The following is a 3193-nucleotide window of genomic DNA, read 5'->3' as shown; positions in this document are numbered from 1 at the left end:
GTGTGTTGTTTCAGATACTGCACAGTGGACGCGTAGCTTCTTTGTTGGTAAGTCCTCGGCCTATTAGTACCAGTCACCTACACCCGTTACCGGGCTTCCAGTTCTGGCCTATCAACCCAATGGTCTGTTGGGGGCCTTACCCCCTCGAGGGGGTGAGAAACCTCATCTTGGAACAGGCTTCCCGCTTAGATGCTTTCAGCGGTTATCCCTTCCGAACGTGGCCAACCAGCCGTGCTCCTGGCGGAACAACTGGCACACCAGAGGTTCGTCCGTCCCGGTCCTCTCGTACTAGGGACAGCCTTCCTCAAGTTTCTAACGCGCGCGGCGGATAGAGACCGAACTGTCTCACGACGTTCTAAACCCAGCTCGCGTGCCGCTTTAATGGGCGAACAGCCCAACCCTTGGGACCTACTCCAGCCCCAGGATGCGACGAGCCGACATCGAGGTGCCAAACCATCCCGTCGATATGGACTCTTGGGGAAGATCAGCCTGTTATCCCCGGGGTACCTTTTATCCGTTGAGCGACACCGCTTCCACTTGCCGGTGCCGGATCACTAGTCCCGACTTTCGTCCCTGCTCGACCTGTCGGTCTCACAGTCAAGCTCCCTTGTGCACTTGCACTCGACACCTGATTGCCAACCAGGCTGAGGGAACCTTTGGGCGCCTCCGTTACATTTTGGGAGGCAACCGCCCCAGTTAAACTACCCACCAGGCACTGTCCCTGAACCCGATCAGGGTCCGAGGTTAGAGGTCCAATACGATCAGAGTGGTATTTCAACGACGACTCCACCAACACTGGCGTGCTGGTTTCACAGTCTCCCACCTATCCTACACAAACCGTACCGAACACCAATACCAAGCTATAGTGAAGGTCCCGGGGTCTTTTCGTCCTGCCGCGCGTAACGAGCATCTTTACTCGTACTGCAATTTCGCCGAGTCTGTGGTTGAGACAGCAGAGAAGTCGTTACGCCATTCGTGCAGGTCGGAACTTACCCGACAAGGAATTTCGCTACCTTAGGATGGTTATAGTTACCACCGCCGTTTACCGGGGCTTAAATTCTCAGCTTCGCGGATTGCTCCGCTAACCGGTCCTCTTAACCTTCCGGCACCGGGCAGGCGTCAGTCCGTATACATCGTCTTACGACTTCGCACGGACCTGTGTTTTTAGTAAACAGTCGCTTCTCTCTGGTCTCTGCGACCCCACCTAGCTCCGAGTGCAAGACTCTTCACCGGGCGTGGTCCCCCTTCTCCCGAAGTTACGGGGGCATTTTGCCGAGTTCCTTAACCACAGTTATCTCGATCGCCTTAGTATTCTCTACCTGACCACCTGTGTCGGTTTGGGGTACGGGCCGTGTACCAACTCACTAGAGGCTTTTCTCGGCAGCATAGGATCACTGAATTCGCCTCAATCGGCTACGCATCACCTCTCAGGCTAAATGCTGTGCGGATTTGCCTACACAACGCCCTACAGGCTTACACCAGGTATTCCATCACCTGGCCCAGCTACCTTCCTGCGTCACCCCATCGCTTGACTACTACAGCGAAGGTCCCGTGCAGCCTCCTCCTGTCTCCCGAAGGAGATCACTTGGATTTTGGACGGTTAGTACCACTGATTCGCCATTGGGCGCGGATACACGGGTACGGGAATATCAACCCGTTGTCCATCGACTACGCCTGTCGGCCTCGCCTTAGGTCCCGACTCACCCTGGGCGGATTAACCTGGCCCAGGAACCCTTGGTCATTCGGCGGACGAGTTTCTCACTCGTCTTTCGCTACTCATGCCTGCATTCTCACTCCCGTAGCCTCCACGGCTGGATCACTCCGCCGCTTCCCTGGCTACAGGACGCTCCCCTACCCATCCAGTCCACTGGCTCGAAAGCGGTGTATTGACTGAATGCCGCGGCTTCGGCGGTGTACTTGAGCCCCGCTACATTGTCGGCGCAGAATCACTTGACCAGTGAGCTATTACGCACTCTTTCAAGGGTGGCTGCTTCTAAGCCAACCTCCTGGTTGTCTTCGCGACTCCACATCCTTTTCCACTTAGTACACGCTTAGGGGCCTTAGCCGGCGATCTGGGCTGTTTCCCTCTCGACTATGAAGCTTATCCCCCACAGTCTCACTGCCGCGCTCTCACACCCTGGCATTCGGAGTTTGGCTGACTTCGGTAAGCTTGTGGGCCCCCTAGGCCATCCAGTAGCTCTACCTCCAGAGTGAAACACGCGACGCTGCACCTAAATGCATTTCGGGGAGAACCAGCTATCACGGAGTTTGATTGGCCTTTCACCCCTACCCACAGCTCATCCCCTCAGTTTTCAACCTAAGTGGGTTCGGGCCTCCACGACGTCTTACCGTCGCTTCACCCTGGCCATGGGTAGATCACTCCGCTTCGGGTCCATAGTGTGCGACTCGACCGCCCTATTCGGACTCGCTTTCGCTACGGCTCCCCCACACGGGTTAACCTCGCCACACACCGATGACTCGCAGGCTCATTCTTCAAAAGGCACGCCATCACCAAACAAGTCGGCTCTGACGGATTGTAAGCGCACGGTTTCAGGTACTATTTCACTCCCCTCCCGGGGTACTTTTCACCTTTCCCTCACGGTACTAGTCCGCTATCGGTCACCAGGTAGTATTCAGGCTTATCGGGTGGTCCCGACAGATTCACAGCAGATTTCACGGGCCCGCTGCTACTCGGGTACTCAATACAAGAGCCAAGATGTTTTCGCTTACGGGATTCTCACCCTCTACGATAGGCCGTCCCAGACCACTTCAGCTAACAACTTGGTTTCTTACTCTTGCCTTGCTCGGCAGAACAAGGAAATTGAGCCCCACGACCCCGCATGGACAACGCCTGCCGGCTATCACATCCACACGGTTTAGCCTCTTCCGCTTTCGCTCGCCACTACTCACGGAATCACTGTTGTTTTCTCTTCCTGTGGGTACTGAGATGTTTCACTTCCCCACGTTCCCTCCACACGCCCTATATATTCAGGCGCGGGTAACACGACATCACTCGTGCTGGGTTTCCCCATTCGGAAATCCTCGGATCTCAGCTCGGTTGACAGCTCCCCGAGGCTTATCGCAGCCTCCTACGTCCTTCATCGGCTCCTGGTGCCAAGGCATCCACCGTACGCTCTTACACACTTACTAACAAAGATGCTCGCGTCCACTGTGCAGTTCTCAAACAACACAC

1 rRNA gene is annotated in these 3193 nt (G+C 55.7%); it reads right to left on the bottom strand.

Annotated features, from left to right (window positions below):
• Positions 1–43: 43 nt before the first annotated feature.
• A 23S ribosomal RNA gene (locus VMT65_RS38325) occupies positions 44–3150 on the bottom strand.
• Positions 3151–3193: the final 43 nt, after the last annotated feature.

Origin of the sequence: Nocardia sp. CDC153, from assembly GCF_035818515.1 — a bacterium.
In the GTDB taxonomy this organism is placed as follows: domain Bacteria; phylum Actinomycetota; class Actinomycetes; order Mycobacteriales; family Mycobacteriaceae; genus Nocardia.
The sequence above is the reverse complement of the archived record's forward strand: the minus strand, read 5'-3'. Positions and strand labels throughout refer to the sequence as shown.